General features: G+C 58.9%; 13 protein-coding genes. 5 read left to right on the plus strand and 8 right to left on the minus strand.

What is annotated here, in order from left to right; genetic code table 11:
• Positions 1–8: 8 nt before the first annotated feature.
• Positions 9–2,945 carry a bifunctional [glutamate--ammonia ligase]-adenylyl-L-tyrosine phosphorylase/[glutamate--ammonia-ligase] adenylyltransferase gene (gene glnE, locus JFU37_RS10315; RefSeq protein ID WP_201115196.1) on the minus strand — a complete coding sequence of 979 codons (2,937 nt, stop codon included), beginning with the start codon at positions 2,943–2,945 and terminating at the stop codon, positions 9–11.
• A 383-nt stretch (positions 2,946–3,328) separates the two neighbouring features.
• On the opposite strand from glnE, the gene aceE reads away from it, so the two are divergent.
• The 5 genes from aceE (at position 3,329) to msrA (ending at position 13,460) form a co-directional block, all read left to right on the plus strand.
• Positions 3,329–5,974, plus strand: a complete 2,646-nt coding sequence (gene aceE / locus JFU37_RS10320) for a pyruvate dehydrogenase (acetyl-transferring), homodimeric type (RefSeq protein WP_201115197.1) — start codon at positions 3,329–3,331, stop codon at positions 5,972–5,974.
• A gap of 11 nt (positions 5,975–5,985) precedes the next feature.
• Positions 5,986–7,959 carry a dihydrolipoyllysine-residue acetyltransferase gene (gene aceF, locus JFU37_RS10325; RefSeq protein WP_201115198.1) on the plus strand — a complete coding sequence of 658 codons (1,974 nt, stop codon included), beginning with the start codon at positions 5,986–5,988 and terminating at the stop codon, positions 7,957–7,959.
• Between the two features lie 268 nt (positions 7,960–8,227).
• Positions 8,228–9,622, plus strand: coding sequence for an alkaline phosphatase D family protein (locus tag JFU37_RS10330; protein ID WP_201115199.1), 1,395 nt, complete (start codon positions 8,228–8,230; stop codon positions 9,620–9,622).
• Between the two features lie 300 nt (positions 9,623–9,922).
• Positions 9,923–12,616: a sensor domain-containing phosphodiesterase gene (locus JFU37_RS10335; protein WP_201115200.1), complete on the plus strand. Its 2,694-nt coding sequence runs from the start codon at positions 9,923–9,925 to the stop codon at positions 12,614–12,616.
• A gap of 196 nt (positions 12,617–12,812) precedes the next feature.
• Complete coding sequence (gene msrA / locus JFU37_RS10340; RefSeq protein WP_201116467.1) at positions 12,813–13,460, plus strand: peptide-methionine (S)-S-oxide reductase MsrA; 648 nt, start codon at positions 12,813–12,815, stop codon at positions 13,458–13,460.
• Positions 13,461–13,556: 96 nt separating this feature from the next.
• Here msrA and JFU37_RS10345 read toward each other — a convergent pair whose 3' ends face one another.
• The 7 genes from JFU37_RS10345 to putP all read right to left on the minus strand — a co-directional run bounded on the left by JFU37_RS10345 (position 13,557) and on the right by putP (position 25,506).
• Positions 13,557–14,393 carry a 23S rRNA (adenine(2030)-N(6))-methyltransferase RlmJ gene (locus JFU37_RS10345; RefSeq protein ID WP_201115201.1) on the minus strand — a complete coding sequence of 279 codons (837 nt, stop codon included), beginning with the start codon at positions 14,391–14,393 and terminating at the stop codon, positions 13,557–13,559.
• 499 nt (positions 14,394–14,892) lie between these two features.
• Entirely contained in the window at positions 14,893–15,216 is a 324-nt protein-coding gene (locus JFU37_RS10350) for a hypothetical protein (RefSeq protein WP_201115202.1), read from the minus strand.
• Positions 15,217–15,794: 578 nt separating this feature from the next.
• Positions 15,795–16,214, minus strand: a complete 420-nt coding sequence (locus JFU37_RS10355; protein WP_201115203.1) for a hypothetical protein — start codon at positions 16,212–16,214, stop codon at positions 15,795–15,797.
• The gene (locus JFU37_RS10360) at positions 16,211–21,016 is read right to left on the minus strand and encodes an RHS repeat-associated core domain-containing protein (RefSeq protein ID WP_201115204.1); all 4,806 of its coding nucleotides are present in this window, start codon (positions 21,014–21,016) and stop codon (positions 16,211–16,213) included. The genes JFU37_RS10355 and JFU37_RS10360 overlap by 4 nt, the downstream gene beginning before the upstream one ends.
• Positions 21,016–21,753 carry a DUF4123 domain-containing protein gene (locus JFU37_RS10365; RefSeq protein WP_201115205.1) on the minus strand — a complete coding sequence of 246 codons (738 nt, stop codon included), beginning with the start codon at positions 21,751–21,753 and terminating at the stop codon, positions 21,016–21,018. Before JFU37_RS10365 ends, JFU37_RS10360 begins: the two co-directional genes overlap by 1 nt.
• The gene (locus tag JFU37_RS10370; protein ID WP_201115206.1) at positions 21,743–23,665 is read right to left on the minus strand and encodes a type VI secretion system Vgr family protein; all 1,923 of its coding nucleotides are present in this window, start codon (positions 23,663–23,665) and stop codon (positions 21,743–21,745) included. Before JFU37_RS10370 ends, JFU37_RS10365 begins: the two co-directional genes overlap by 11 nt.
• A 356-nt stretch (positions 23,666–24,021) precedes the next feature.
• The gene (gene putP, locus JFU37_RS10375; RefSeq protein ID WP_201115207.1) at positions 24,022–25,506 is read right to left on the minus strand and encodes a sodium/proline symporter PutP; all 1,485 of its coding nucleotides are present in this window, start codon (positions 25,504–25,506) and stop codon (positions 24,022–24,024) included.
• Positions 25,507–25,529 lie beyond the last annotated feature (23 nt).

The raw sequence follows: 25,529 nt of genomic DNA on the forward strand, positions 1-25,529 counted from the left end.
GCTCGCTCCTACAGCCCCAGCTCGCGCCAAATCCGCAATACCTGCCGTCGCTCGTCCGCGAACTGGTCGCCCGGTATCACCCCGGCATCCTTCTGCAAGGCTTGCCGGTGAGCGGCGGAGCGGTAGGCTTTATAGGCCTCGCGCAATAGAGCGGCGTCTTCGGCGGGCATCAGCCTTTCGTGCTCCAGCTCTTCCAGAATCCGGATATTGTCAGTCCAGCGCAGCAATGGCGGGTGTGTTTCGGACCACGCCAGGGCCGCGTATTGCACCATAAATTCAATATCGACGATACCTCCGGCGTCCTGCTTGAGATCGAACGGCGCCGTAGCCTCGAAGGCATTTGCCCCGGTGCCGGCCGCGGTGCTCTTGCTGCCCAGATTATCGCGCATCTTGGCACGCATCTCGCTGACCTCCTGCCGCAAGGTCGGCAGGTCCCGGTGTTTGCCCAATATCGCCGCGCGCACCTTCTCGAACGCCGCACCGACATCCTGACTGCCCACCAGCACCCGCGCCCGCACCAGCGCTTGATGTTCCCAGGTCCAGGCTTCGTTTTCCTGATAACGGGCAAACGCCCCCAGCGAACTTACCAACAAGCCCGACGCACCGGACGGTCGCAGGCGCATGTCCACTTCATACAGCTGGCCGGAGTTGGTCTGGGCTGTCAGCAAATGAATGATCCGCTGCCCGAGCCGGGTGAAGAATTGCGCGCCATCTATTGGCTTCTGCCCGTCGGTTTCCGCCTGGGGATCGCCATCGTGAATGAACACCAGATCCAGATCGGAACCATGCCCGAGTTCCAGGCCACCGACTTTCCCGTAACCGACAATGATGAAGCCGGGATCGCACAAGGTGCCGTCGGTGCGCAGCGGCGTGCCGTATTTGGCCACGGTCTGGCGCCAGGCCAGGGCCAGCACTTGCTCGAGTATCGCTTCGGCGAGCCAGGTCAGGTAATCGCTGACTTTCATCAGCGGCAGGCTGCCGGCGATTTCCGAGGCGGCGACTCGCAAGCGGTGCGCCAATTTGAAATGCCGCAGCGCTTCCATTTGCTGTTCGAGGTCGTCCTCGGGAATTCGCGTCAGGCGTTCGCGCAACTCGGCGGCCAGTTCCGGCGCCAAAGGTGGTTTGAACAGCCGGCCCTCATTGAGCAATTCGTCGAGAAGTAACGGGAAACGGGTGATTTGTTCAGCGATCCACGGGCTCGCGGCGCACAAGGTCAGCAAGCGTCGCAGTGCGCCGGGGTTTTCCGTCAGCAACACCAGATAAGCGGAACGCCGGGCCACGGCTTCAACCAGTGGCAGCACCCGCTCCAGCACCAGATCCGGGTTGGCATGCTCGACAGCCTGAGCGAGCAACCGCGGAATAAAGGCATCGAGGCGTTCACGCCCCAGGCGCTGCATAGCGCGAAGTTGCGGGCTGCTGCGCAAACCGGCCAACGCTTTCAAGGCCTTGGCAGCATCGGCGAAACCGCCCTCCTGCAACTGACGACACGCAGCGTCTTCGTCCTGAGCCTCTTCCCACAGCGGCAGCCACTCACCACCCACCACCACTTCGCTTTCAGCGCCTTCCTCTTCGTCGGGATCGGCGATCACCTGACCGAAGTGCCACGCCACGCGGCCACGCCAATACATAAGTTGTTCATGGAAAGACGTCCAATTGGCAAACCCAAGCATAAAGGCGATGCGCGCCTGATCCTGGGCGCCGTCCGGCAGCATCTGGGTCTGGCGGTCGGCAATCGCCTGGATGGCGTGTTCGGTGTAACGCAGGAATTCGTAGCCTTCGCGCAACTCACTGATCACCGCCGCCGGCAGATAACCCTGACCTTCCAGCGTGCTCAGTACTTTTAATAGCGGACGTTGCTGCAAGCTCAGGTCGCGACCGCCATGGATCAGCTGGAACGCCTGGGCGATAAATTCCACTTCACGGATGCCGCCGGAGCCGAGCTTGATATTGTCGGCCATGCCCTTGCGCCGGACTTCCTGCTGGATCAGCTGCTTCATGGTGCGCAGCGCTTCGATCGCCGAGAAGTCCAGGTAGCGCCGGTAAACGAACGGCCGCAGCATGTCTTGCAATTGCGCGCCGGCCACTTGATCGCCGGCCACCACCCGCGACTTGATCATCGCGTAGCGTTCCCAGTCACGACCCTGGTCCTGGTAATACTGCTCCAGCGCGTTGAAGCTCAGCACCAGTGCGCCGGCCGAACCGTAAGGACGCAGACGCATGTCGACGCGGAACACGAAGCCATCGACTGTCATCGGATCCAGGGCCTTGATCAGGCGCTGGCCGAGACGAATGAAAAATTCCTGGTTATCCAGCGAGCGTTTCACGCCGACTGTTTCACCGCCCTCGGGGTAGGCGAAGATCAAGTCGATGTCGGACGACAGGTTCAACTCCACCGCGCCGAGCTTGCCCATCCCAAGGATGACCATCTGCTGTGGCTCGCCACTGCGACGACCGGTCGGCACGCCGAACTGCTGGCAATGCCGCGAATACAACCACTGATAGGCCTGATCGATGCAAGCATCGGCCATGTCCGAGAGGTCGCGGCAGGTCTGCACCAGATCCGCCTGGCGGGTCAGATCGCGCCAGATGATCCGAACTTGATGGCGCGTGCGCTGGCGACGCAGGGCACGACCGAGTCCATCCTCGGTGTCCGCCGCATTCACCGCAGCCGCAATCTGTGCGCACAACTCATCCGGCGCATAGTTACGGTCCAGCTCACCGGACTGCACCAGCTCCAGCAACATCAAAGGGTCACGCACACTCTGTTCAGTCACGAAGTCGCTGGCAGCGGTGACGCGGGCCCATTGCGCCCAGCGTTCAGGCGTCCACGCGGACAAATCATGATCGTCGCCCAGTCCTGCGACGGCCGTGCGCAATGACTGCTCGGCGCGGGAGACAAACGGCAGGAGAATGCCGGGCAGTTCGGCAAGCGTAGGGAGGCTCATGGTCTATCCTTGATCGGCGTGTAAGGGGCTGCATGTAGTGAATTCTGATAAAGCACTACCTGATGGACTGTCGAACAAAGGTTAGAAATAGCTGAGATTTCTGTATTTTTGGCAGTCAGCATCAAGCTTTCACCTTTTCTGGTTGGCAAAAGACCAACCTTAACGATTATTCTCACAACGCAGCCGGAGGCCACAAGCCGCTCATCTGTAGTTTTACTACTCGTCTATACATTCGAAAGGCTGAAATGCCCGATGATTTGTAGTAAAACTACACGCCGCCGGAACAACCTCTCGGCAATCCAAGAATTTATATCGTCTGCCCACAAGGCCAGTCGCAAACTCAGGCAACCGATTCTGGAAGCCTTTCCGCCCTGGAGCAAGCCATGCAAGACCTCGATCCCGTCGAAACCCAGGAATGGCTGGACGCCCTGGAATCGGTTCTCGACAAAGAAGGCGAAGACCGCGCTCACTATCTGATGACCCGTATGGGCGAACTCGCAACCCGCAGCGGTTCGCAATTGCCTTACGCCATCACCACGCCATACCGCAACACCATCCCCGTTACCCACGAAGCACGCATGCCTGGCGACCTGTTCATGGAACGCCGCATTCGCTCGTTGGTACGCTGGAACGCGATGGCCATGGTGATGCGTACGAACCTGAAAGATTCTGACCTGGGCGGTCACATCTCCAGCTTCGCCTCCAGCGCAACGCTGTATGACATCGGCTTCAACTATTTCTTCCAGGCCCCGACCAACGAACACGGCGGCGACCTGATTTACTTCCAGGGCCACACCTCGCCAGGCGTTTACGCCCGTGCGTTCATGGAAGGTCGCATCACCGAAGACCAGATGAACAACTTCCGCCAGGAAGTCGACGGCCAGGGCCTTTCGTCCTACCCGCACCCATGGCTGATGCCTGACTTCTGGCAGTTCCCGACCGTATCCATGGGTCTGGGCCCGATCCAGGCGATCTACCAGGCACGCTTCATGAAGTACCTGGAAGCCCGTGGCTTCATTCCTGAAGGCAAGCAAAAAGTCTGGTGTTTCCTGGGCGATGGCGAGTGCGACGAGCCGGAATCCCTGGGCGCCATCTCGTTGGCTGGCCGCGAGAAGCTGGACAACCTGATCTTCGTGATCAACTGCAACCTGCAGCGCCTCGATGGCCCGGTTCGCGGCAACGGCAAGATCATCCAGGAACTCGAAGGCGTGTTCCGCGGTGCTCAGTGGAACGTGACCAAAGTCATCTGGGGCCGTTTCTGGGACCCACTGCTGGCCAAAGACGTCGACGGTATCCTGCAACGTCGCATGGACGAAGTCATCGACGGCGAGTACCAGAACTACAAAGCCAAAGACGGCGCGTTCGTGCGTGAACACTTCTTCAACTCGCCAGAACTCAAGGCGATGGTTGCTGATCTGTCCGACGACGAGATCTGGAAGCTCAACCGTGGTGGTCACGACCCGTACAAGGTCTATGCGGCCTATCACGAAGCGGTCAACCACAAAGAACAACCGACCGTCATCCTGGCCAAGACCATCAAAGGTTATGGCACCGGTGCCGGCGAAGCGAAGAACACTGCGCACAACACCAAGAAAGTTGATGTTGAAAGCCTGAAGCTGTTCCGCGATCGTTTCGATATTCCAGTCAGAGACGAAGAGCTGGAAAACCTGCCGTTCTTCAAACCAGAGCCAAACAGCGCCGAAGCCCGCTACCTGAGCGAGCGTCGTACTGCACTGGGCGGTTTCGTGCCACAGCGCCGCGCGCAGAGCTTCAGCGTGCCGACACCGTCGCTCGATACCCTCAAGGCCATTCTTGATGGTTCGGGCGACCGTGAAATTTCCACCACCATGGCCTTCGTGCGGATCCTCGCGCAGCTGGTCAAGGACAAGGAAATCGGCTCGCGTATCGTTCCGATCATTCCGGACGAAGCCCGTACCTTTGGTATGGAAGGCATGTTCCGTCAGTTGGGCATCTACTCGTCCGTCGGCCAGCTCTACGAGCCAGTCGATAAAGACCAGGTGATGTTCTACAAAGAAGACAAGAAGGGCCAGATCCTCGAAGAAGGCATCAACGAAGCGGGCGCCATGAGCTCCTTCATCGCTGCCGGTACTTCGTACTCCAGCCACAACCAGCCAATGCTGCCGTTCTACATCTTCTATTCGATGTTCGGCTTCCAGCGTATCGGCGACCTCGCCTGGGCCGCTGGCGACAGCCGTACCCGTGGCTTCCTGATCGGCGGCACCGCCGGCCGGACCACGCTGAACGGCGAAGGCCTGCAACACGAAGACGGTCACAGCCACATCCTGGCTGCCACCATCCCGAACTGCCGCACCTTTGATCCAACCTACGGCTATGAGCTGGCGGTGATCATCCAGGACGGCATGAAGAAGATGACCGAAGAGCAACAGGACGTTTTCTACTACATCACCGTGATGAACGAATCCTACCAGCAGCCAGCCATGCCGGCCGGTGTCGAGGAAGGCATCATCAAGGGCATGTACCTGCTCGAAGAAGACACCCGCGAAGCGGCGCACCACGTTCAGCTGATGGGCTCCGGCACCATCCTGCGTGAAGTCCGTGAAGCGGCGAAGATTCTGCGTGAAGAGTTCAACGTCGGCGCTGACGTATGGAGCGTTACCAGCTTCAACGAACTGCGTCGCGATGGCCTGGCCGTCGAGCGCAGCAACCGTCTGCACCCGGGCCAGAAGCCTAAACTGAGCTACGTCGAAGAATGCCTGAACGGCCGTAAAGGTCCGGTCATCGCGTCTACCGACTACATGAAGCTGTTCGCTGAGCAAATTCGTCAGTGGGTCCCGTCCAAGGAATTCAAAGTCCTGGGCACCGACGGTTTCGGCCGCAGTGACAGCCGTAAGAAGCTGCGTCACTTCTTCGAAGTCGACCGTCATTTCGTGGTGTTGGCAGCCCTGGAAGCCTTGGCTGACCGTGGTGACATCGAACCTAAGGTGGTGTCTGAAGCCATCGCCAAGTTCGGGATCAACCCGGAAAAACGCAACCCACTGGACTGCTGAGGAGACACTCTGTGAGCGAACTCATTCGCGTACCTGACATCGGCAGCGGTGAAGGTGAAGTAATTGAACTGTTTGTGAAGGTCGGCGACCGTATCGAAGCCGACCAGAGCATCCTGACGCTTGAGTCGGACAAGGCGAGCATGGAAATCCCTGCGCCCAAGGCCGGCATCGTCAAAAGCCTGAAAGTAAAAATCGGCGATCGCTTGAAAGAAGGCGACGAACTGCTGGAGCTGGAAGTCGAAGGTGCCGCTGCTGCGGCCCCTGCGGCTGCAGCTGCCGCTGCGCCGGCTGCCAAAGCTGAAGCGAAACCGGCTGCTGCTCCTGCCGCCGCCGCGGCTCCAGCCCCAGCTGCCGCGCCCGCTGCCGCTTCGGTTCAGCAAGTGCACGTGCCGGACATCGGTTCGTCGGGCAAGGCCCAGATCATCGAGATCCAGGTCAAGGTCGGCGACACCGTCGAGGCTGATCAATCGCTGATCACCCTGGAATCCGACAAGGCCAGCATGGAAATCCCTTCGCCTGCCGCTGGCGTGGTCAAGGCCATCAGCGTCAAGCTCAACGACGAAGTCGGCACCGGCGACCTGATCCTGGATCTGGAAGTGGCAGGTGCTGCGGCACCGGCTGCGGCCGCGCCAGCCCAGGCTGCTGCACCTGCCGCCGCTGCTCCGGCACCCGCCGCTGCGGCTCCGGCTGCACCGGTTGCCGACAGCGTTCAGGACATTCACGTCCCGGACATCGGCTCGTCGGGCAAGGCCAAGATCATCGAAGTCCTGGTCAAGGCCGGCGACACCGTTGAAGCCGACCAGTCGCTGATCACCCTGGAATCCGACAAGGCGAGCATGGAAATTCCATCGCCTGCCGCTGGTGTGGTGGAAAGCGTTTCCGTCAAGCTGGATGACGAAGTCGGCACCGGCGACCTGATCCTCAAGCTGAAAGTCAAAGGCGCTGCACCCGCTGCTGCTGCTCCGGCTCCGGCCGCTGCTGCACCGAGCGCTCCTGCCCCAGCCGCTGCGGCGCCTGCTGCTCCGGCAGCTGCTGCACCTGCCGCTGCGCCGGCCAAGCCGGGCGCCAAGGTTCACGCTGGCCCGGCTGTACGCCAACTGGCCCGTGAATTCGGCGTCGAACTGAACGCCGTCGGCGCCAGTGGCCCGCACGGTCGCATCCTCAAAGAAGACGTGCAGGTTTACGTCAAAGCCATGATGCAGAAGGCCAAGGAAGCACCGGCCGCTGCTGCTGGCGCAACCGGTGGCGCGGGCATTCCGCCGATTCCGGTCGTGGACTTCAGCCGCTTCGGTGAAACCGAAGAAGTGCCGATGACTCGCCTGATGCAAATCGGCGCGTCGAGCCTGCATCGCAGCTGGTTGAACATTCCGCACGTGACTCAGTTCGATTCGGCTGATATCACCGAGCTGGAAGCGTTCCGTATCGCTCAGAAAGCCGTTGCAGAGAAGGCTGGCGTCAAGCTGACCATCCTGCCGCTGCTGCTCAAATCCTGCGCGCACCTGCTCAAGGAACTGCCGGACTTCAACAGTTCGTTGGCTCCAAGCGGTAAAGCGATCATCCGCAAGAAGTACGTGAACATCGGCTTCGCGGTCGACACCCCTGAAGGCCTGCTGGTACCGGTCATCAAGAACGTCGATCAGAAGAGCCTGTTGCAACTGGCAGCCGAAGCCGCCGCACTGGCTGCCAAAGCCCGCGACAAAAAGCTCACTGCCGACGACATGCAAGGCGCCTGCTTCACCATTTCCAGCCTCGGTCACATTGGCGGCACCGGCTTCACGCCGATCGTCAACGCGCCGGAAGTGGCGATTCTGGGTGTTTCCAAGGCAACCATCCAGCCAGTCTGGGACGGCAAAGCCTTCCAGCCGAAACTGATGCTGCCGCTGTCGCTGTCCTACGATCACCGTGTGATCAACGGCGCCGCTGCTGCACGCTTCACCAAACGTCTGAGCGACCTGCTGGCGGACATCCGCACCATCCTGCTGTAACACCGGCCGGCCCTCCTTCACCGGAGGGCCAGCTGCGTTTCATGTTTCCGAGCGCCACGCTCGTACCTCAACCCCGCCCATTTGGCGGGGCTTTTTTTGCCTTGCGCAAACGTCTTCCTACATCCGTGGCTTATATCGGCCACAACTCGAGTCGGCTTCAACCCGGTATTTTTCACTAACCAATAACTAAGCTTATTCAACTGATCCACCTATAACTTTTGGCAAAAGCGCCATCGCTTAGTTAGTTTTACTTCGAATGGATTCGAATATGTTAAAGCCCACCGTCGGCCCGATTATTGGCCACACCACAACTAACCACGCACGTATTTTTTTGCGCGGCGAATTACAAAACAACGCGTTAGTATTTGCTGGCATTCGTTATCGACGGCTCGGTGACGAGCGCTGGTCAAAAGGCACTTTCGCAAAATTGACCCCCTTGCGCGACATGGCCGATGTCATTGCACTCAACGATCTTGCCGCCGGCACCGAGTACGAATATCAGGCGGGCTGGTTCAGCCCCATGAGCCCGGTGCACACCGTGGAGACGGTCCAGGAACTGCCGCTGCAATGGCCGCGGGAGATTTACCGCGTGCGCACACCGTCCCACACTGTCACGACGCCACGGGCGTACATCGTCGGGTCATGCCGTTACCTGCGGATGACGCTGGGCATGCCTTCGGCCTCCCATCTGGGCGACCGGATTTTTGCCTCGATCACGAAGCTGGCGCAGCACGCCGCCCCACCCATTAGCGCGTTGTTGATGACCGGCGATCAAGTCTATGTCGATGACCTGAACATCATTGCCCCCGACCGAAAACTCAAGGAGATACTCCGCAAGTACCGCGCGGCTTTTTCCCAGCCCAACATTAAAACGTTAATGTCCAGCGTACCGACTTACATGATCCTCGACGACCATGAAATCGAAGACAACTGGCCAGCCAACAAAAGCAACGACGATGACTATTTATATAAGAACGCCATCGCTGCTTATGAGTTATACCAAGCCAGCCACAGCCCGGCGCACGAGTTTCTGGCCAACTGGCAACCCGATCAACGCCTGAAACGATATTGGTATCAGTTCACCGAAGGCGATCTCGAATGGTTTGTCACCGACAGCCGGACCCGACGCAATCTGTCGGCCGATGATCGACGCATTCTCGATGCAGAGCAGGAACAGGCCTTATGCAATTGGCTGATCCACAGCCCGGCCAGAGTTAAATTCGTGGTCACCAGCGTGATGTTCTACCCCGACCGCAAAACGCTGGGCGATGACGCCTGGAAAGCCTTTCCGGAACAACGCCTACGGTTGCTGGAGACGATTCGTACGCACCGCATCAAGAACGTCGTCTTCATTTCCGGCGATGTCCACGGCTCGCTGACCAGTCGACTGACCCACAGCGACGACCCGGATTTCGAGGTGCACACCATCGTTTCGTCACCTCTGTGCAATAGCAAACTGCTGCCGTATGCCAAGGCCTCCACGTTCATCCTGGATCAACCCTTGGCCCGGACAGCCGCAGGTGACTACCGGCACGAATTGACCAGCGAGGTGATCAGCCAGGACAACTTTGCGCATTTGATCGTGGATTCGGAACAGATTCGCGTCAGTTACCACGACCGGGATGGCAATCAGCTGCAATCGACACACATAAAATTGCGTTGAACTGTAGGAGCGAGCTTGCTCGCGATGGACTTGAGAGCAACGCGTTTATTCAGGAGGAACGCGTTATCGTTAACGTCCATCGCGAGCAAGCTCGCTCCTACAAGGCTGCGATCTTTTTGCTCGAAAACGGTCTTTTGGCCGCTAATTGAAGAAATCTCTTTCCCTGCCGACATATTCTTATAGCACTTGGCCTTCATGTCTCTTGTCAGTCGGTGCCGCAATGATGCAACCTTGCCGCAGACAACAGTAAAGAGGGCGAGAGCCCGGCGCGATCAGCATTTTCGAAGCGAGTTTCCCTCAATGAAAAGCCAACCCGATGCCGCCAGCCGTATGGTGGCCGAGGTAGTGACGCAGTTGCCTGTGCCCTCGCGGCTCGGCATGCTGCGTTTCGAACGGCTGAATGAGGCGAGCTGGGCGTTGCTGTTTCTCGATCCCAATTGCGAGCGAGCGTTTGGTCTGCCGGCCGTGGAGCTTTGTGCCCTGGTCGATTCACCCTACGCCAGCCTAATGGAGCCCGAAGCGCGCTATCAACTGCACGACGCGATTCAGCAACAACTCAGCAACAGCCCGCATTACCTGATCCGCTACAACCTGCACACCGCCAAAGGCTCCCTGAACCTGCTCGAACTGGGCGAAGCCTACCGGCAACACAATCGGCACTTGTTGCGCGGCTACCTGATGGTCGTGGACCGATTGTTCGAAGGCGAACAACTGCTGCCGACGCAGGACCTGGAAACCCAGAACTCGCGCCTGCAAATCGCTCTGGAACTCAATCAACGCGCCCAGCAGGAACAGCTGTTGCACCTGGATCGGGTGCGTGCCCAGCAGGATTTGATCCTGTTGCTGACCCGCCAGCGCTACAGCACCAACAATTCCCTGCAAGAAGCCGCCGAGCTGATCACCCGCAGCGCCTGTAACATCTACGCAATCGACAGCGCCAGCCTGTGGAACCTCGAAGGCTCAATGCTGGTGCCGATTTCGGCTTATCACCGCAGCAGCCGGGAAAATGTACTGCCGGCGCCCATCGACGTCAGCGGTTTCCCCGATTACCTCGACGCCTTGCACACCGGTCGCGCCATTGACGCCCACAACGTCATGCGCGATCCGCGCACCCGGGAAATGGCCGCGAGCCTGCGCCAGCGCGACATAAACGCCCTGCTCGACGCCAGTATCCGGGTCGACGGCCAAGTGGTCGGCGTGCTCTGCCTGGAACAGACCGGCACGACACGCGCCTGGCAATCGGATGAAATCGCCTTTGCGGGCGAGCTGGCGGATCAGTTCGCCCAAGTCATCAACAACCATAACCGTCGCACCGCTACCAGCGCCCTGCACCTGTTCCAGCGTGCAGTGGAGCAAAGCGCCAACGCCTTTCTACTGGTCAATTGCGACGGCGTGGTGGAGTACGTCAACCCGAGCTTCACCGCGATCACCCAGTACACCACCGAAGAAGTCCACGGCCAGCGGCTGTCGGAACTGCCGGCCCTGGAAAACCTCAGCGAACTGTTGTTCGACGCGCCCTCGGCGCTGGCCAAGAGCAATAGTTGGCAGGGCGAATTCAAGAGCCGTCGCAAAAACCTCGAACCCTACTGGGGTCAGTTGTCGATTTCCAAGGTCTACGGTGACAACCGCGAACTGACCCATTACATCGGCATCTACGAAGACATCACCCAGACCAAGCTCGCCCAGCAACGCATCGAGCGCCTGGCCTACACCGACAACCTGACCAACCTCGGCAATCGCCCGGCGTTCATCCGCAACCTCGACGAACGCTTCGCCCGAGACAGCGATACGCCGATCAGCCTGCTGCTGGTGGACATCGACAACTTCAAGCGGATCAACGACAGCCTCGGCCACCAGACCGGCGACAAACTGCTGATCAGCCTGGCCAGACGCCTGCGCAACAGCCTGATCCCGAGCGGCAGCCTGGCGCGCTTCGCCAGTAACGAGTTTGCGGTGCTGCTGGACAACACCGACCTGCACACGGGCCAACAAGTCGCCAACCAGCTGCTGATGACCCTCGATAAACCGATGTTCGTCGACAACCAGCTGATCAGCGTCACCGGCTCGGTGGGCGTGGCCTCTGCGCCGTTGCATGGCCGCGATCCGCAAACCCTGATGCGTAACGCCGGGCTCGCGCTGCACAAGGCCAAGGCCAACGGCAAACATCAGGTTCAGGTGTTCACCGAGGCACTGAATGCCGAGGCCAGCTACAAACTGTTCGTCGAGAACAACCTGCGCCGCGCCCTGACCCAGAACGAGCTGGACGTGTTCTATCAGCCCAAGCTGTGCCTGCGCAGCGGCCGTTTGCTGGGCATGGAAGCGCTGCTGCGCTGGAACCATCCGGAAAAAGGCATGATTCGCCCGGACCAGTTCATCAGCGTCGCCGAAGAAACCGGCCTGATTATTCCGATTGGCAAGTGGGTCGCCCGCCAAGCCTGCCGCATGAGCAAAGACCTCACCGCCGCTGGCCTGGGCAACCTGCAAGTGGCGATCAACCTGTCGCCCAAACAGTTCTCCGACCCGGACCTGGTGTCGTCGATTGCCAACATCCTCAAGGAAGAAGCACTGCCAGCGAACCTGCTGGAGCTGGAGCTGACCGAAGGCTTGCTGCTGGAAGCCACCGAAGACACTCATTTGCAGCTCGACCAGCTCAAACGCCTGGGCCTGACCCTGGCCATGGACGACTTCGGCACCGGCTACTCGTCGCTGAGCTACTTGAAAAAATTTCCGATCGACATCATCAAGATCGATCGAAGCTTCATCCACGAAATCCCGGACAACCAGGACGACATGGAAATCACCTCGGCGGTGATCGCCATGGCCCACAACCTGAAACTCAAGGTCGTGGCTGAAGGCATCGAGACGGCCGAACAGCTGGCCTTCCTGCGTCGTCACCGCTGCGATGTCGGCCAGGGTTATCTGTTTGACCGACCGATTCCTGGCTCCGAGCTGATCGAAAAGCTCAAACGCTACCCGCGCGGCCCAATCGCCTGACAGTAAATCAAGTCACATACCCGATGTGGGAGCGGGCTTGCTCGCGAAGGCGGTGTATCAGTCACCAATCATGTCATCTGACACACCGCCTTCGCGAGCAAGCCCGCTCCCACATTGGGTAGTGCGTAACCGGACGGCATTAGGCACACTTGCGGTCTGTGCAACTACATCCCCAACCTGACTGAGAGGACTGATGATGGTTCTGCGCTCGGAAATCCTGGTGAACAAAAACGTGCTCCCGACTAAAGAACAAGCTCTGCCTGGCCGTGAAACCCCAATGACCGTGCCGGAAAAACACTTCGTCCACGACGCCCCGCTGCTGGGCCCGTTCGTCACTGACGTGGATTTCGCGATCTTCGGCCTGGGCTGCTTCTGGGGCGCGGAGCGCAAGTTCTGGCAGCGCGAAGGCGTGGTCAGTACGGCGGTGGGCTACGCCGGCGGCTTTACGCCAAACCCGACCTATGAAGAAGTCTGCTCCGGCCTGACTGGCCACAGCGAAGTGGTACTGGTGGTCTACGAGCCGGCAAAAGTCAGCTACGAAGCGCTGCTGAAGATGTTCTGGGAACTGCACAACCCGACTCAGGGCATGCGCCAGGGCAATGACATCGGCACGCAGTACCGCTCGGTGATCTATGCCACCAATCCGGCACAACTGGAAGCGGCCAAGGCCAGCGAGAAAGTATTCCAGGCTGAGTTGACCAAGGCTGGTAAAGGCACCATCACCACCGAAATCGAAGAAGCACCGACGTTCTACTTCGCCGAGGCCTATCACCAGCAATACCTGGCGAAAAACCCTGAAGGGTATTGCGGGATTGGCGGTACTGGCGTGACTTGCCCAATCTAACCTCGAAAAGCAAAAGATCGCAGCCTTCGGCGGCGCCCACAGGCGCGTAGGAGCTGTCGAAGGCTGCGATCTCTTGATTTTGCTTGTAGATTGACCCTATTCGGCAATCAACCAATCCATCTGCCACCCACCCTGGGTCTGTCCCAACTTCGTGGACAACCACGGCAGCAACTCACGCAATTCCTCTTCCAACCCCCATGGCGGATTGGCAATGGCCAACCCGGAGCCGTTCAAACTGTTCGGCGTGTCCAGCGGATGCACCAGCAACTCCACCCGCAACAACTTTGGCGCGCCCGTACCCGCCAGGTCCTGATAAAAACGCCGCAACATGCGCTGGTCCTTCACCGGATACCAGATCGCCGCCACGGTTTGGCGCATCCGGCCAATCGCCTCTTTCAGCGACGCCGCACAGCGTTGCATCTCATCCAGCTGTTCGAACGGCGGATCAATCAACATCACCGCCCGTTTCTCCTGCACCGGCAACATCGCACGCGGCACATGCCAGCCTTCACCCAGGTGCACCTTCACCCGCCGGTCGCCCGCCATGTTGTCTTTGAGCAACACACCATCTTCCGGGTGCTTCTCGTTGAGCATCACCCGATCCTGCGGCCGCGTCAGACGCCGCGCCAGTTCCGGCGAACCCGGGTAATAGCGCAACTGGCCATCCGGGTTCATGTCGTGCAGCACCTTCATGTAATCGGCGGTCAACGCCGGCAAATCCGGCTGATCCCACAAACGCGCAATGCCTTCCAGGTATTCACCGGTACGGCTCGCCTGATCGCCCTGCAGGTCATACAGACCAATGCCGGCGTGAGTGTCGAGATAGGCAAACGGCTGCTCCTTGCGCGACATCAAAGCGATGAGGCGGGTCAAAGTCAGGTGTTTGAACACATCGGCGTGATTGCCGGCATGGAAGGCGTGACGATAATTCATGATTGCTCCTGCGAAGGCCCGGAAGTTTACCTTGTACGGCGGTCAACGTCAGGACCCCGCAGCCGAGCGGCCACCCTATGCCGAAATCGATCCCTGTAGGAGCTGCCGAAGGCTGCGATCTTTTGATCTTGCTCTTACGCAACAGCCGCAAACCCCACCGCCACAAAAAACCCAAACTCACACAATCTGTAGGAGCTGGCGAAGCCTGCGTCCGGCTGCGCAGCAGTCGTAAACCGTACCTGCACGGTGCACCTGAAACACCGCGAGTGCTGATTTTACGACTGATAACGCCCGGAACTCACACGCCCTGTAGCAGCTGGCGCAGCCTGCGTCCGGCTGCGCAGCAGTCGTAAACCCTGCCTGCACAGTGCACCTGAAACATCGCGCGCTCTGATTTTACGACTGCTGCGCAGCCGAACGCAGGCTTCGCCAGCTGCTACAAAACGTGCGTATCAGCCAAAATTGCTTAACTGAACGGCATCGGAAAAAGCCGTCAGCACTACTCCGAAGCCCGAGCCCGCAACCGCCGCCCAACCACATCCAGCACATCACACCCATCCCGCAACGGAATGGCACACAGCAACGCAAAGTCGCTGAGAATGAAGGATTCACACTCAATCGAACCCCGCATCGACAGGTTCTCAAGCACTTGGGTTACAGCACGAATTCGATAGCTGGCTGCGTCATACAAAACATCGAGCGGCGCTTGGGTATCGACGAACAGAGTGGGCATATCACTGCAATTGCTGGTGAGCGCCATGAAGCGGTTTTTGGGGTGAGGGATTGGTTTTTCAGAGGGTGGATCGGGGTGAAGAGTTTTCATTTTTTATACTCGTGAGCAGTAAATATGAACTGCCAACAGTCCTCCTACAGACTTGGGTGGCAGCCGTACGCGGGAGTAGGAAACCGAGTGCTCACGAACCTCAGCCACGCCGAAGCGTGTCCCGCGCACAGCCGCCGCGAACGATCTTACGGACACACATTAAGTGCCGCAATCAAACGACAGCGCTGATGCGCGGTGAGCAATCAGGGTTCCTACACCCTGCCACTGCATTCGCAGCGACAGCCAAAGACTATCCACGGATCTCACTTCGCACCAGTTCATGCAAACCGCTACAACTTGAAGGAAACTTCCGACGACCTTGCCCAGAAATTTCGCTGCCTGTAAGACCGCCATCGCAGGCAGCCTCGCCCCTACAGATCACCGCCGACCCGTAGGAGCGAGCTTGCTCGCGATGGACGTAAACGATAACGCGCACTGCCTGGAAAAATGCGCCGCCGTCGAGTTCATCGCGAGCAAGCTCGCTCCTACACTCTTCGGGCAACATGCAAGGAGCGAGGCTTGCCCGTGATTGAGCGCGAAGCGATCATTAGGTCCATCAGCCTCATAGATAACGGGCCTCACCAAGTTGATTGATCTTCAAGGCTGGCCTTATACAGATCATCTTTCCACTCTTCGCTTGCCAGTCTATATACGTCCTCAAAAAAGCCACGCGGGTCTTTCAACGCATACCACTCAGCTCGAGGCCAACTTGAGTCATACACATCGTCAATATTGAACAAAATTTCAAAATCATAATTGTGATCTCTTATTTTTTCGGCCAAGAACTCAAACAACACAAACTTGTGTCTATAAGACAAACATCCCAGTTTCAAACTATACCTAACGATCAGGACCTCTCTGTCAAACTGGTTATCAGGATTGAAAACCTCCAGTTCTTCACCTCGAGTTTCCTCACGATCATAGACATTGAAAACCCCAATAAACCACATCAGGTTCGGTTCAAAATCTCCGTCCATAAAAGGATATCGCAACATCATTTTTTCTCCGAAGGGAAACCCGTATAAGGCCGATCTACCCTATCCTGATCAAACTTAACCTCAAACCAATCCATATTTTCATCTAATGTAGGGTTTTGTTTGTCTTTTTTGTTCGGTCGATAACCGCGACCTGCACCAGGTAGCTCCATCCTCACAATCGGGTCATTGTTGTGGTCCCAACCCGTATGTGGGGGCAGCCCTAGCCTTTCCCGCGTCATAGCTTTGTTCAACGCATTAAAGTGAACTCTCCAATTTGTGAACTGGGAGCTTAAATTCCCTCTAGGTGGTACTGGCACTCTTCCCGTTTTAGGATTTGCTCCATTTATAGCCCTCTGTTTGAGCGCCACATCAGGTATTTCTGAACTGTGCTTTTGCACAGTGTGCATGTTGTACTTTTTCTCCAACTTCATTACCCGTCCCTTGGCATTAGTTTCAGCCAACTCATCAATCCTCGCTCGCCGCTGCTCAGCCGTCATTTTCGGCAGAGGCGGCTCACCCTCATCAACCTTAGCGCCAGTAGCATCATCCGGCGCCTTACACCCAGGCTTATTCGGCGACGGGCAATTCCCGCTCAACCCCAACGGATCAACCCACCCCGTCGGATTCCGCGTGTACTGATACGGGTTCAGCCCACCCGCCAACTTGACCGGATCCGGCGTCAGGTACCGCCCGACATCAGGATCATAGTACCGATGCCGGTTGTAATGCAGACCGCTCTCGGCATCAAAGTACTGCCCCTGAAACCGCAACGGTTGCTCAAGCTCCTCGCCCCCGCCGAACGCGATCCGCGTGACCTTGCCGTAGGCGTTGTACTTCGCCGACCAGACGATTTCGCCGCTGTAGTCCGTGAGTTCCTGCGGCGTGCCGAGGTGGTCGAGTTGGTAGTAGAACGGGCAGGCCTGGCGTGGGCCTTTGCCGTCGAGCATGGCTAATGGGCGGAAACTGCCGGGTTCGTAGACGTAGCTGCGGAAGTGCGCCTTGCTGCTTTCGGCGACGAGGTTATCGCCCTGCCAGAAGAATTCGGTGTTATGGCCGTCGACGGTTTTGCTGATGCGGCGGCCGAAGGCGTCGTAGCGGTAGTTGGCGCTGCTGCCATCGGGCAAGGTGATGCGGGTTAACCGGTGCTGGCAGTCATAGGCGTATTCGGTGACCAGTTTTTGTCCGGTGCCACGGCGTTCGCGGATCAGGTTGCCGAAGGCGTCGTAGTCGTAATGACGGTCGCCCTGCATCAACAAACGATTACCAACCACCCTCGCGGCGCCGGGGCGGTCCTGCATGATCAGGTTGCCGGCCGGGTCGTGGGCGAAGGTTTCCGGTGGGTCGTCGCGGGTGTGGCGCACGCGGGTTAGGCGGTTGAGCGGGTCGTAGTAATAGCTGCGTTGGCCGTGGCGGCTATCGGCGATGGCGGCGAGGTTGCCGTTGACCGCGTAGCTGTAATGACGCAGGTATTGCGGTCGGGTTTGCAGGTTGAGCGCGTGGGTGTGCAGCCGGCCTTGTTCGTCGTAGTGGTAGTGGCTGGTGAGCTGGCCTTGCTGACGTTGCTGTTCGCGACCGAAGGTGAATTGGTGAGTGGTGAGTCGCGCGCCGTTGAGGTCGATGGCCGTTAGCGCGCCGCCCTTGGCGTGATGGTAATCGAGTGTGCTGCCGTCCGGCAGGCGCAGGCGATTGAGCTGGCCGCAGGCGTCGTAGGCATAACGCAAGGTGCCCCAGCCTTGATGCTCGGCGATCAGCCGGTCCTGTGGGTCGTACTCGAATTCCAGCGGATGGTCGTGGCCATCGTCAACGCTGATCAGTCGGCCGAGGCGGTCGTAGCGGTATTCGACCTGGATGCCGTCAGGTAGCGTTTTGAGCAGCAGGCGCCCGGCCGCGTCGCGGTCATATGCGGTAACCAGCTGCGAGCCGTCATCACCGAACTCGGTTTTCTCCAGCAGATGGCCGTTGAGGTCGTAGGCGTACGCGGTGCGGCGACCATCGAAGCCGGTTTCCTGACGGATCAAGCCGCTGGGCGTGTAGTCCAGCCGATAGGTTTCGCCAGATTCGTTTTCGATTTCCGTGAGCAGCAGCTGCGCATTGTCGTAGCGGTACTTCAGCTGGGTGCCGTCGGCATTGAGGCGGCGACTGACCAGGTGCAACTCGTCGAGGTATTCGTAACGCGTGACGCGACCCAGTTCATCGCGTTCGGCGGTGATCTTGCCGTAGGCGTTATAGCTGAAGGCGCGGCTGGCACCGGTGGGCAGCGTGATCTGAATCAGTCGGCCAACGGCATCCCATTGGTACTGAGTGACGGCACCGTGTTCGTCCTGACCGGTAATCCGCCGCCCCAGCGCATCGTAGGCAAACCGCCGCTGACCGCCGTCGGGCAAGGTCTCTTCGACCAGTTGCCCCAAGGCATTCCAGACGAACACATGGCGGCTGAGGTCCGGGTAACGGATCGACAGCAGCTGGCCTTGTTCATCGTAGTGATAGTGGGTGACCTGGCCGTCGGGATCGGTCGCTTCGGTGACGTCACCCTGGGCATTGCGCTGGTATTTCCAGACAGCTTTGTCGCGATACCGTGCGTGCAGGAAACCGTTGCGGTACTCGTAGGCCGTCGGTTCATCTTCCGGCGGAATCAGCGCCACCAGCCGCCCGACGTCGTCGTAGTGGTATTCAGTGACGGCGCCCAGCGAGTCCTGCTCGGCCATCAGCCGACCTTGGTCGTCGTAGGCCTTGAGCTGTTCGCCGCCGTCCAGCTCGACCTTGCGCACCAGTCGCGCCCGCTCGTCGTGCTGGTAAACCTCTTCGCTGCCATCAATGTTCTGGACCGTGACACTGCCCTGGTCATCCCAGACATACCGCGCGCCCATCTGCGCAAACGACGCCCAGTGGCGGATGCATCGCGCGGCCTTGCCGGATCGTTCCCACGCCCAGAAGAAACTCGCCCCTCCGGCCAGTTGCCGTTGCAGGATGACGTGCTGGTCGTCGTAGTCGTAGCGCTCGCTTTCGCCGGTGGCGTTGCTGGCTTCGATCAGTTGGGCGCGGTCGTTGTAGCGGTAACGGACCAGCGTCTGTTCGGTGACCCACGCCTCCTCCAACGTGTCGGCCGGGACAAAACGCTGGTAGTCGACGGCGACCAAATGACGGCGGTCATAGCGCAACAGCAAGGCGCGACCGGCGCCGTTGTCGAGGCGCTGGAGACGATCCTGACGGTCGCGGGTGATACGCAGCCGGTTGGCGTAAGCGTCGCTGATAGCGGTCAGTCGACCGTTAATAAAGTGATAAAACCGCGTCTCGTCACCGGCCTGGGCGAGGATCAGCTCTTCGGGGTCATCGCCGAGAAAAATCGCCGCCCGCGAGAGGCTGTTGTGGATCGCCGGGCGTTCGATGTTGGGCAGCGGGAAAGAGGTGCGCCGGTTTTCGTGGTCGACCCAGATCACGCTGTCGCCATGGATTTCCAGCCGGTGCGCCAGACTGTGACTCCAGCCGAACCCGAGGCCGCCATCGATCTCGGCGGCGCTGGTGCGATAGAGTCGGGTGAAGTCGAACGGCAAAATGCCGTCCAGCGCACCGTCGGTGAGGGTCAGCAGCTCTTCGCCGGTGACCATCGACACCGGGCATTTGTTGGTGGCGGTTTTATCGGTGGCCTCGGCGCTGTCGCCGTTGGGGTTTTTCGCCTGAACCGGGACGTTGTCGTGGTGTTCGTTTTGTTTGAGCGTGGTGTTGCGCTTGGCGTCCCAACGCAGGTGCACCCCGCCTTTTTTTACACCGGCCGCGACACCGCGTGCGGCGACTGCTTTGTACTGGTCGACGTACTTCATGAAGGTGTTGAGGATATTAAAAGTCGCCTCGACAAAACGTATGGCGAGGTCGGCCAGCACCCTCCCGTAATGAATCCCACGAGAGGTTAAATAAGCTTTGGCGACAGGCACTCCAACTCGAGTGAAAGCCAAGGCCAGGGCAATCAGAATATCGATCAGTAACGAGACCATTACATGGCTGGCCACCTTTGCCGAGGTACCGGCGATCTCGCTGGGCGGCAACATCTCCAACCAGAGGCTGGCGGTGTGCAGCAGCAAACACAGCGCTGCCTCATCACTGACCAGCAGCTGAAGCTTTTCCATCGTTGCCGGAAACTTTTCGGCCAGTTCGGCCAGTTGGTCAGCACCGCTACCCAACCGCTCAACAAATCTGCGGGGATCCTGAAGAATGTCCGAGAGCAGACTGATGCTGTCCCACACGCCAATGATCGCCGCCCAGCTCCCCGCCAGCATCCCGTTACCCGCGGCGGTAAAAGCCGACTGCGACCACTGCGGCTTGAACCCTTCCCACTCACGGCGCAGCCAGGCCTCCAGCTGTTCGGTCAGACCGTCGTAAGTCTTGAACAGCGCATCGATTTGCCTCGGCGTGACTTCACTCTGCACATGAACCCGATAGAACTTGCCGGGAGTGCCTTCGAACGTTCCTTTACCGTGCTCATCGAGAGTGACCGGCGTTCTCTCGCCACCCTCTACCGCAATGACATCAACCTGAATGTTCCCCAACGGAATGTCGTAAACCGATTCGAACTTGCTCTCAATCTGCAGAATCCCGCTCTTCGGACACTGCGCCACACTGGAGATAAAGTCGTCATCACCACTGCTCACCGACTTGGTGGTATCACCCAGTTTGATCTGCCGCTCCATGCCCAGCAGCGAGGGCATATCCGTAAGACGGCTGACCGTGTCCGCGTTACTGCTTAAAAAGCCTCGGAGTTGCTGGCGATACAAATCCAGCGTGTCTTTAAAACCATCGAGCCCCTGCTCAATCCGTACGATCTGATCCATCAGTTCAGTTCCGCCATCAGGTAATCCACCAGCGCTGATTTCGGTGCTTCAGGCAGGTCCGGCGACTGAAGAAAGATCGCGACCTTGTGCTGTAAAACGCTTGCGGAAAACGCCTCATAAAGATCAGGGCGTTCTTCGCTCAGCCACTGCATCAGGTTGTTGATACGGGTGGTTGCGCACGCGTGGGCGAGGTGTTGCAGCAACGGCTCAGTGACTTCCCACCAAGGGAAAACCCTTGAGGTTTTTAGCGCGGCACCGCCGATTTCGAGTGACTGGCCATTGATCAGGCAACGCCCGATCACCGGCAACAATTGCGCCGCGCTGACCTGCGCAGACTGAAGGATCGGCAGCAAATAACGCCCATCCCAAAAGCGAAAAAACACCGCGTTGCCATCGGGTAAAAGCACTTGCGTCAGGCTTCGCAAATGTTCGATCAGTACTTCTTGAGTCGAAGCAGACACCGCCAGCCAACCCCAGTCGCAAGACTCGGTGCTGGCGACCCACTGCAGAAATTCACTGCCCGGTTCGACAATGGCGACGTAGGGCATGACCGGTTCCCACTCGGCATACACGGTGTCCGCCCAGATCGGTTTCGGCGCATGTGCCGGGCTGCATCGCTGCCAGGCTTTAAAGGGCTCCGCGGAACTGGCATTGCCGAACACGGCGAATAACTGCTCGGAAGGCTCAAGTGGCTGGCACTCCAGCCAAGCGTGTGGCGACAGGCGCTCAGGCTGCACAGGCGCCCCCTTTGCAGCGCTCGCATTCTTCGCAGAACGGCGCATCGCTTTTCAGGCTCAGAATCTGTGCAACGCTGAGTGCGGAAAGTGTTCGTTGAGTGGTCGGGGCGCCCAAGGTCGGCATCGGCGCGCCACCCAGTTCTATCGGTACGCTGCTGAAGATCCCGGCAGGGCTGATATTGATCCAGTGCCCGCCCGCCTGAATCGTGGCGCTGGCACCGCCGTCGATGACCACTTGCTGGCCGGCGCTGACGTGGAATTGTCCGCTTGCCTTGAAGGTCTGGTTGTTGACGGTGATGGATCGGTCACCGCGCACGTGCAGGTGATCGTTTGCACCAATGTCCACGCTGCGTTGGTTTCCGACCTGAACGTGCGCGTCCTGCAGCACCTGTTGATTCCAGTTTCGCTGGGCCCGCAGGAAGATTTCTTCGGCGCCTTTGCGATCCTCGATGCGCAATTCGTTGTAACCGCCGCCCCCCGGACTGCTTTGGGTTCGGAAAATGCTGCGGGTCTTGTTGGCCGGCAGCTCCAGCGGCAAAGGCGTCGAGGCATTCGGCAGGCAACCCATAACGAGCGGTTTGTCGGCATCGCCGTCGACAAAACCCACCAGCACTTCCATGCCGACTCGGGGGATCAGTCCGATGCCGTAGCCGTCATGCGCCCATCCTGTGGCAACGCGCAGCCAGCAACTGGAATGTTCATCCGGCTTGCCGTCCCGATCCCACAACAGTCCAACCTTGACCCGGCCATACTCGTCGCAGTGGATTTCGCTGTCCTTCGGACCGGTGACCACCGCTGACTGATAGCCGGGCATGCGCGGTTTTTCGGGGCCTAGTGGCGGGCGAAAAAACACCTCCCACGGTGTCGCCAGAAAGGAGTTTTCATAGCCCTGAAAATCATCGGAACCGTCGCAGGCATACGACTCTTCCAACACCTGCGTTTGCCGCCCCCGATGCTCGACTTGAGTGACCAGCCACAGGTCATTCCACTCCGTTCGTGGATGATCACCGATGGGAAGGAAATGCCCGCTGACGAGGGCGCACTGGTCACTTTGTCCTTCGGCTTGACGGTAATCCGCGCCGTGGCGCTGCAGCGCTCGTTCGGCCAGTTGATTGCCATATTCACGATCAGTGAATTGACCGGGAAAGTGATAATCCTCAAGCGCTGGGAGTTTTCCACTGTCGATTCGGCTTTCGAGCAGCAGGCGAGGCTTGTGAAAGTTGTAGTCGCGACGGGTTACAGCGGTCGTGCGGGTTTCCAGGCGCACATTGAAACGCTTAATGGCAGGCGCCTCTGCCGCCATTCCACTGCCAGGCATGTAGAGCGTCGGTTCGGTCATCAGAGGGAAAACTGTCTGGTCATCGCCAAACACCAACACATGCCCCTCGGGACTGTGCTGGAAGTGGTAGTGAATGCCGAGTTCGGCACACAGCCGCTGGATGAATGCCAGATCGCTTTCCGCGTATTGCACGCAGTACTCGCGCTCGGGGTATTGGCTGCCGAGCTGTAGATCGAAGTTAATGCCCTTGAAAATGCCGTGCTTCTTGAGAACTTCCTCGATGATCGCCGGCACGCTTTTGCGCTGGAAAATCCGCTGATTGAAACGATGACCCAAATAGGCGAAATTCGGCACCAGACTGACCTGATAACGCGTCAGACGCGTCCCGGAATCGCCTTGTCCCACGCGATAGATCTGACCGTGAATGCCGGAACCTTGTGCATCGAAACTCAGAAACGCCTGACGATGCAGCAGGCTTTCAAGCTCGATGTCCGGGCGGTCGCTGACCAGTTCAATATCAAAACGATAGGGTTGGCTGATGGCTTCCTTGCCCGTGAACTCAAGCACCTTGAGGTCATGCTGGTCGCCGTCGACGGTCAACGTGAAACGCGGTTGATTAGCAGGAGCGAACATCCGATGTGTCTCTGCAGAACGAAGGCGGGCGATTCTGCATGAGTGACAACGGGTGTTACTGGAGGGACAGGAAAATCAGATTGGCCCTACTTTTTTAGGGAATTTTCCTTCAAGAATCGGGAGGACGAACTACAGACATAGCTATATGAAGCACCACCGACCCATTGTAGGAGCGAGCTTGCTCGCGATGGTGTGTCAGCTACATAGGTGTCGACTGACACACCATCGCGAGCAAGCTCGCTCCTACAGGGAATTTTCAGCGCTTCGAACTTTGCGCAAAAAAAAACGGCCCGCCTCCAAAAGGAAGCGGGCCGTTTTCATGTTCGGAGCAAGGTCAGAGCATCAGCTCATTCCCATCACTTGTTCAGGCGGAAATCAGCCTCGGCAGCGGCGAAGCGCTGAAGCATGCCGGAGGTCGGCGTGCCCAGTTTGCTGACGATGTAGATGGCCAGGCTGGCGAAGATGAAACCAGGGATGATTTCGTACAGGCCGAGCAATTCGAAGTGTTTCCAGACGATCACAGTGATCGCGCCGACCAGGATCCCGGCCAGTGCGCCGTTGCGGGTCATGTCTTTCCAGATCACGGAGATCAGGACCACCGGACCGAACGCAGCACCGAAACCCGCCCAGGCGTAGCTGACCAGACCCAACACGCGGTTTTGCGGGTTAGCGGCCAACGCGATAGCGATCAGGGCGACCAGCAGCACCATGGCGCGGCCGACCCAGACCAGTTCGACCTGGGAGGCGCTTTTACGCAGGAAGGTTTTGTAGAAGTCTTCGGTCAGGGCACTCGAGCACACCAGCAACTGGCAGCTCAGGGTGCTCATGACCGCCGCTAGAATAGCCGACAGCAGCACACCGGCGACCCATGGGTTGAAGAGGATTTTGGCCAGCTCGATGAACACACGTTCGTGGTTTTCACTGACGGGCATCGCCACGGCAGGGTTGGCCGAGAAGTACGCGATACCGAAGAAGCCGACAGCGACGGTGCCGCCCAGGCACAGGATCATCCAGGTCATGGAGATGCGACGGGCGTTGGCAATCGACTTGACCGAATCCGCCGCCATGAAACGCGCCAGGATGTGCGGCTGGCCGAAATAGCCCAGGCCCCAGCCCATCAGCGAGATGATGCCGATGAAGGTGGTGTTTTTCAGCATGTCGAAGTTGCCGGGGTCTTGCGCTTCGATCGCCAGGAAGGTGGTGTCGATGCCGCCGGTGGCCAACAGCACAATGATCGGCGTCAGCAGCAGGGCGAAGATCATCAGCGTGGCTTGCACGGTGTCAGTCCAGCTCACGGCCAGGAAACCGCCGACGAAGGTGTAGGCAATCGTCGCCGCAGCGCCGGCCCACAGGGCTGTCTCGTAGGACATGCCGAACGTGCTTTCGAACAGGCGGGCGCCGGCGACGATGCCGGAGGCGCAGTAGATGGTGAAGAACACCAGGATCACGATTGCGGAGATGATCCGCAGCAGGCCGCTTTTGTCTTCGAAACGGCTGGAGAAGTAATCCGGCAGTGTCAGCGCATCGCCGTTGTGCTCAGTCTGCACACGCAGACGGCCGGCGACGAACAGCCAGTTCAGATAAGCACCCACGATCAGGCCGATGGCGATCCAGCTTTCGGACAGCCCGGACATGTAGATAGCGCCCGGCAAGCCCATCAACAACCAGCCGCTCATATCGGAGGCGCCTGCGGACAAAGCCGTTACGACGCTGCCCAGGCTGCGGCCACCCAGGATGTAGTCAGACAGATTGTTGGTGGAGCGATAGGCCATAAGGCCGATCAGCACCATTGCAGCGATGTAGATCACGAACGTGATCAGGGTTGGATTGCTTACGCTCATTAAGTGATGCCCTGGCTTTGTTT

Source organism: Pseudomonas sp. TH41, from assembly GCF_016650695.1.
GTDB lineage: Bacteria > Pseudomonadota > Gammaproteobacteria > Pseudomonadales > Pseudomonadaceae > Aquipseudomonas.

Coding starts and splice junctions, on each gene's coding strand:
- JFU37_RS10335 (WP_201115200.1), top strand. CDS start 9,923: ATGAAAAGCCAACCCGATGCCGCCAGCCGTATGGTGGCCGAGGTAGTG.
- glnE (WP_201115196.1), bottom strand. CDS start 2,945: ATGAGCCTCCCTACGCTTGCCGAACTGCCCGGCATTCTCCTGCCGTTT.
- JFU37_RS10355 (WP_201115203.1), bottom strand. CDS start 16,214: ATGATGTTGCGATATCCTTTTATGGACGGAGATTTTGAACCGAACCTG.
- msrA (WP_201116467.1), top strand. CDS start 12,813: ATGGTTCTGCGCTCGGAAATCCTGGTGAACAAAAACGTGCTCCCGACT.
- JFU37_RS10345 (WP_201115201.1), bottom strand. CDS start 14,393: ATGAATTATCGTCACGCCTTCCATGCCGGCAATCACGCCGATGTGTTC.
- JFU37_RS10350 (WP_201115202.1), bottom strand. CDS start 15,216: ATGAAAACTCTTCACCCCGATCCACCCTCTGAAAAACCAATCCCTCAC.
- putP (WP_201115207.1), bottom strand. CDS start 25,506: ATGAGCGTAAGCAATCCAACCCTGATCACGTTCGTGATCTACATCGCT.
- aceE (WP_201115197.1), top strand. CDS start 3,329: ATGCAAGACCTCGATCCCGTCGAAACCCAGGAATGGCTGGACGCCCTG.
- JFU37_RS10370 (WP_201115206.1), bottom strand. CDS start 23,665: ATGTTCGCTCCTGCTAATCAACCGCGTTTCACGTTGACCGTCGACGGC.
- JFU37_RS10360 (WP_201115204.1), bottom strand. CDS start 21,016: ATGGATCAGATCGTACGGATTGAGCAGGGGCTCGATGGTTTTAAAGAC.
- JFU37_RS10330 (WP_201115199.1), top strand. CDS start 8,228: ATGTTAAAGCCCACCGTCGGCCCGATTATTGGCCACACCACAACTAAC.